4 protein-coding genes are annotated in these 5,307 nt (G+C 52.3%); 1 reads left to right on the forward strand and 3 read right to left on the reverse strand.

The window, feature by feature from the left end; genetic code table 11:
- Nucleotides 1-65 precede the first annotated feature (65 nt).
- The 3 genes from HMPREF2626_RS09875 to HMPREF2626_RS09885 all read right to left on the reverse strand — a co-directional run bounded on the left by HMPREF2626_RS09875 (nt 66) and on the right by HMPREF2626_RS09885 (nt 3,874).
- A complete protein-coding gene (locus HMPREF2626_RS09875) occupies nt 66-1,511 on the reverse strand; it encodes an alpha-amylase (RefSeq protein ID WP_070620835.1) in 1,446 nt (481 codons plus the stop codon).
- Between the two features lie 208 nt (nt 1,512-1,719).
- The gene (locus HMPREF2626_RS09880) at nt 1,720-2,913 is read right to left on the reverse strand and encodes a MalY/PatB family protein (RefSeq protein ID WP_070620837.1); all 1,194 of its coding nucleotides are present in this window, start codon (nt 2,911-2,913) and stop codon (nt 1,720-1,722) included.
- Between the two features lie 88 nt (nt 2,914-3,001).
- Nucleotides 3,002-3,874, reverse strand: coding sequence for a cation diffusion facilitator family transporter (locus HMPREF2626_RS09885; RefSeq protein ID WP_067973414.1), 873 nt, complete (start codon nt 3,872-3,874; stop codon nt 3,002-3,004).
- 369 nt (nt 3,875-4,243) lie between these two features.
- On the opposite strand from HMPREF2626_RS09885, the gene HMPREF2626_RS09890 reads away from it, so the two are divergent.
- A complete protein-coding gene (locus tag HMPREF2626_RS09890; protein ID WP_070620840.1) occupies nt 4,244-4,618 on the forward strand; it encodes a MerR family transcriptional regulator in 375 nt (124 codons plus the stop codon).
- The last annotated feature ends 689 nt before the right edge of the window (nt 4,619-5,307 follow it).

The raw sequence follows: 5,307 nt of genomic DNA on the forward strand, positions 1-5,307 counted from the left end.
GAACGATCGGCTAAAGCCGCTCTTTTCCGTTTGGTATCCAGTTATTCAAGTCTAAGCGCAATTGCTCACACCCTTACCCACACAGAGACGCTTCCTGCGGGGCAGGTGAAGTGGCCGTTGCCGTCGTCATCGATGCTGATGGTGTCTGGGCTGTTGCCGAGGGCGTCCTGCCACTCTTCACCGGCGTGGGCTTGGCCGACGTACATGTCTTTGAAGCCAGCTTCGCCGTTGGACATGAGGAGGGCTAGGCCATCGGGGTGGTCGCTATCGCCTTCGCGGGTGAAGCCGACGCAGTTGGGGTGGTCGAAGTAGTTGTTTTGCTTGCCGTAAGCTTGATTCTGTCGGAGGTCCAGGAGTTGGTCGAGGAGCTCTTGCTCGCCGGGGATGGGATTGTCGCCGCTGATGCCGTAGTAGTCCCCGTAGAAGACGCAGGGGAGGCCGTCTTGGTGGAGGAGGATAAGGGCGTAGGCGAGGGGTTTGAACCAGTCTTGGACCCAGGATTCGAGGGATTGGCCAGGTTGGGAGTCATGGTTGTCGACGAAGGGGATGGCTAGGGTGGGGTTCTTCTGGAGCAGGGTGTCGTCGAGCAGGCTGGACATGTCGAAGCCGTCAACCGCTTCGGAAGCTGCCTTGAAGTTCTGGTGGAGCTTGACGTCGAACAGGTCGATGTCGAAGCTGGTTTCGTTCATATAGTTCTCCAGGCTGGCATAGTCCCCATTCCAGTATTCCCCAATCAGGTAGAAGTCAGGGTCAGCCTCCAGGAGCTTGGCTGCCAGTTCCTCGATGAAGTCGGCGTTGATATGCTTGAGGGCGTCGAGCCGGAAGCCGTTCAGGCCGGTCTCTTGGACATACCACTTGGCCCAATTCTCCACTTCCTTGATCACGTCGGGGTGGCGGTAGTCAATATCGGCGAACATGAGATAGTCGAAGTTTCCGTTCTCGCTATCCACTTCATCATTATCGGCCCAGCCCTTGTTGAGCCCCTTGATCATGAAAATTCCATTGCTGTCGGTCGCCTGGTCATAGTCCACACCGGAGAAGTGGGTCCAATTCCACTTGAAGGCACTGTAAGTGTCCCCGCGTCCAGGAAAAGTAAACTTGGTCCAACCTTCAATTTCATGGGCTTCAGAAATGATTTCCTGGCGGTTATCGGGGTTCACCTCATAGGCTTCGAAGCGCTCAGACTCATCCGCCCCGGCCTTGTGGTTGAGCACGACATCGCCGAGGACGGAGATGCCCGCTTCTTGAAGGGTTTGGATGGCCTTTATATAGTCATCCTTGGTTCCATACTTGGTGCGCTGGGCCCCTTTTTGGTCGAATTCGCCAAGGTCATAGAGGTCATAAATTCCGTAGCCGACATCATTGGTGCCCGTTCCCTTGGTCGCTGGGGGCAGCCAAATATGGGAAAAGCCCTTGTCAGCAAGGTGCTGGGCGTCTTTAGCCACCCGCTGCCAGTGCTTGCCATCATCCGCAAGCTCCCACTCGAAATATTGAATCATCGTTCCATTCATGGTCTTTTCTCCTTTTCTAAATCCTATTATCTGCACCTTAATTATACCCAATAGCCTTAGAAAATACTCAGAAAGCGCCTAGGGAACAGGTTTTGTTTTTAAATTCAATTGTTGGCTGCTTATAAGAAAAGTGGACCTCGATCTTTTAAGATTGCTGTCTAGAAAAAAAACAGAAGCCCTCGTTTGAAGGAACTTCTGGTTTTCTGTTTTATTTGTCGAGTAAGCGGCGGCTCTCTTTGATCAGGGCGTCGGCGGCTTGTTCGATATTTTCGGGGATGGTGGCCAGATTGAGGCGGATGTAGTCGCCGAAGTTGGCGCCGAACCAGTTGCCGTAGTCGACGGCTAGGCCACAGCAGTCTTGGATAAAGTTTTCCATGTCGATTTGGTCTTGGACGAAGGGGAGCTCAACGAACATGAGATAGGTCCCTTCCAGGTCGGTGACCTTGGCTTCTGGGAGTTCTTGGGCCAGGCGGTCTTTGAGGTAAGTGTAGTTGCTGTAGATGGTGGCCTTGAAGCCTTCCAACCAGTCCGCCCCATCCCGGTAGGCGGCTTCGGTCGCAATGAGCCCCATCATGCTGTTCTCGGTGAGATTCAAGCGGTCCACCACCTGGTCGTATTGGGCCCGCAATTGGTCATCGGGAATCATGACGTGGGACTGGAGGAGGGTGGCCATGTTGAAGGTCTTAGAAGCTGCGTTAACTGCCACGATCCGGTTCCGGTACTTGCCGCCTGCCACATTGAGGGCAGGGATCTGAGGCCGACCGCTGAAGTTGAAGTCTTGGTGGATTTCGTCAGATACAATCAAGACATCGTGCTTTTCACAGATCGCAAAGAGCTTGTCCATTTCGTCTTCGGTCCACACCCGGCCCGCTGGATTGTGGGGTGAGCAATGGATATAGAGCTTGACCTGGGCATCGATAATGGCCTGCTCAAAGGCGGCATAGTTGATTTCAAAATGATTGTCGACAGCCTTGAGGTCGCAGGTGATTAAACGACGTCCCGTATCCCGGGCGGCATTGTGGAAGGGATAGTAGACCGGGGTCTGGATAAGGATGCTGTCGCCCGGTTGGGTATAGGCATAGACGAAGTAGTAGAGAGCTTGGACCACACCGGTGGTAAAACGAATCCAGTCTTTTTCTAAATGGAGGTCGAAATGGTCGGCCATCCAGGAGAAGAAGGCCTCGTAGTAGTCATCGCTCACAAAGGTGTAGCCGAAGACACCGTGGTCGATCTTGTCGTGGAGGGCTTGGCGGACGCTATCGGGTGTCTTGAACTCCGCGTCAGCCACCCATAGTGGGAGCAGGTTTGCATCGCCGAAGCGTTCTTCTAAGAGGTCCCACTTGAGCGATTGGGTGTTTTGACGTTCAACGGCATAATTTTTGATGAATGTTTCTTTATCCATGGTATCATCCTTTCTGGTTAACACAGACAAGCGAGCAGGCGCGAGGTCTTAACTTACTAGTATTCTACCATAGATTAAGCGCTCTCTCTTATAAATCCGGTTCGACATGGACATCGACTTGTTGGATGGCGAAGGCGTCGGCTAAGACGTGTTCCACCTTTTCCGTGATGTCGTGGCCTTCCTTGACGGAGAGGGAGGGGTCGACCAGGATGGTGACGTCGATGTAGACATTGGCACCGTAACGGCGGGCGGCAATGTGGCGGACGCTGTGGACGTCGGGGATGGCGGCAATCTCTTCCTCGTAAGTCTCAATCAGGTCAACGGGGAAGCCGTCCGTCAATTGGAAGGTGGAGTCGACGAAGATATCGAAGCCGGTCTTCAGGATAATGAGGCCGATTACCAGGGCCATGACCCCGTCCAACCAAGGCAAGCCGAACTGGCTGGTGAGGGCAGTGAAGGCCGTCATGAAGGAGGTGAGGGCGTCGGTCAGATTGTCCTTGGAAGAGGCGAGCAGGGCCTGGCTCTCAAGCTGCTTGGCCAGACGCTTGTTGTAGAGGTAGACCCCCAACATGACCAGTCCCGAGACCAGGGCCACGCCGATAGTCAGGGGGTCTGGGGTCACAGGCTCATAGTGGAAGAAGTTCTGCAGACTGTTCAGGGTTACTTCTAGGCCAATATAGAGAATCAGGAAGCTCATGGCCAGGGTTGCGATAGATTCCGCCTTCCAGTGGCCGTAGCGGTGGTCGCTGTCCGCTGGCTTGCGGGAGAAACGCAGGCCGATAAACATGAAGACCGCATTGATGGTATCCGATAGGTTGTTCATCCCATCCGCCGTCAGCGCACTGGACCGGAAGAAATAACCTCCTAGTAACTTGGCCGTGGCAATGATGAGATAGCTGGCGATACTGAGCCAGGTGGCCCGCTCGGCACGTTTGACTTGTTCATAAGATTGTTCGGGCATGGTGTCAACTCCTCTTAGCTTAATAGACCTAGTATAGCAAATTTTCAAGCCAGAATCCTTGAAAGGTCGGGATTTGGACCGCCTAAACTTGATCTTTACTGGAGCCTTGGAGGGACTTTTAAGGGTACAGAAGCTTGTGAAAAAATTGAAGTTGAGAAGATGAATTCGGTTTCTTGTCGTAGAGCCTGTCTGAGATCCTCTTAGAGTGACTCCAAATCCAGATACAAAAAAGGTACTTGCAAAGAATAGGCAAGCCTTTTGCCACTTGCCTGATTTTGCTCGTTTTGGGAAGATTTTGGCTTGCACAAAGATGTAAAATAATATAACATGATGTCAGATTATAGAATTGAAAGGATAGGGGGATTTCTCATGTCAGAAAAAGAGTTGCGGCGGTCGATGGCGGTCTTTCCGATTGGAACGGTGATGAAACTGACCGACCTCACAGCCCGTCAGATTCGTTATTACGAAGAGAAACACCTGATTACACCTCAGCGGTCGGAAACCAATCGGCGAATGTATTCGCTTAATGATGTGGACCGCTTGCTCGAGATTAAGGATTATATTGCGGAAGGGCGGAGCGTCAACTCCATCTACCAGATCTTCCACAAGCAAAAAACTGCACCGAAAAAAGAAGAAAAGCCCACCAAGCAGCTGACGGACGAAGATGTCCGGGAGATTCTCTACAATGAATTCATCAAGGCTGGTGGCTTCCGCCAAGGCGACCCACGCCAGCGGAAGATGTAGGTTGGTAGCAAGTAGAGAGTCGGCAACTTTCGAATAGGGCTTCGGATCGCAAGTCGGGTCGCGTCAACTTTCAAATGGGGCTGCCGTTAGCAAGTCGGGTCGCACCAACTTTCGAACGAGGCCGCCCTTAGCGATTAGGCTTGCATCAACTCGCAAACGGGCCTCCGATTAGCAAGTTGAATTGCTCCAACTCGCAAACGAGGCCAGCATTCCCAAGTTGCCCCCGCTAGGCAAGCCGCCCTTTCCCGAACCATAATGAAAACAAGCTAGCAAGGCCTTGCTAGCTTGTTGATCCTTATTTTAGATTTTTTACTAATGGTTCTGCCTCATCCTAATGGGCCATCATTTTATTAGAAGAGATGTGTTCTCCAATTTGTACTCAAACTCTCCGAATACAAATAGCTGGCTCCAATTTTCTCCAGAGGTCCACTTCTAACCGCGCTCCCTCACACCCTCAAGTCGGGTTCGCAAAGGCAGAAAGGGAGTGACTTCAACAAAAGGGAACGACCGGCTAAAACCGCTCTTATCCCTTTTGTCTCCAGTCATCCCTTTCTAATCGCCTTTGCTCACACCCTGTAGTCGGGTTCGAGTATGCAGAAAGGGCTCCTCTTCATAAAAGTCCATCGAAGGCTTCCAGCCTTCTCTGCTCTTTTATTCCAGAGGTCCCTTTCTACCGCATCCTCTCACAC

Source organism: Aerococcus sp. HMSC062A02 (assembly GCF_001809535.1).
Classification (GTDB): Bacteria; Bacillota; Bacilli; order Lactobacillales; family Aerococcaceae; genus Aerococcus.

What these genes read in the sequence shown, in the direction of transcription:
- HMPREF2626_RS09875 (WP_070620835.1), bottom strand. Translation starts at nt 1,511, where the DNA reads ATGAATGGAACGATGATTCAATATTTCGAGTGGGAGCTTGCGGATGAT.
- HMPREF2626_RS09880 (WP_070620837.1), bottom strand. Translation starts at nt 2,913, where the DNA reads ATGGATAAAGAAACATTCATCAAAAATTATGCCGTTGAACGTCAAAAC.
- HMPREF2626_RS09885 (WP_067973414.1), bottom strand. Translation starts at nt 3,874, where the DNA reads ATGCCCGAACAATCTTATGAACAAGTCAAACGTGCCGAGCGGGCCACC.
- HMPREF2626_RS09890 (WP_070620840.1), top strand. Translation starts at nt 4,244, where the DNA reads ATGTCAGAAAAAGAGTTGCGGCGGTCGATGGCGGTCTTTCCGATTGGA.